Consider the following 272-nt stretch of genomic DNA (forward strand, 5'->3'; position numbering starts at 1 on the left):
GATGTTCGCGGCCAGCCAGTGAACCCATACAAATCCACCCGTAACCGGATAGGAGTCTTTGTCTTTCAGGAGGACCGCAAAAGAAACGGTCCCCTCTGGAGCCTCCTCAATTTGAAATGGCAGGGAATACGTTGGAATCCCGTTTTCAGTAAACTGGGTCCCGCGCCCTCCATATTGGTCCGGGATCGTTCCGCCGAGGATTCCTGTACTCGTCACAATCAGAATTCCACCTCCATGCGATTTATTCTATACCATCATAACCACGTGAATTC

The 272-nt window shown here is 50.7% G+C and carries 1 protein-coding gene; it reads right to left on the reverse strand.

Annotated features, from left to right (window positions below; translation table 11 throughout):
* Positions 1-216 (reverse strand): YbhB/YbcL family Raf kinase inhibitor-like protein (locus tag LK536_RS58740; RefSeq protein WP_506092327.1); only part of this gene is annotated, 216 nt, incomplete at its 3' end.
* Between the last annotated feature and the right edge of the window lie 56 nt (positions 217-272).

Origin of the sequence: Clostridium pacaense, assembly GCF_020709765.2 — a bacterium.
In the GTDB taxonomy this organism is placed as follows: Bacteria; Bacillota; Clostridia; order Lachnospirales; family Lachnospiraceae; genus Enterocloster; species Enterocloster hominis.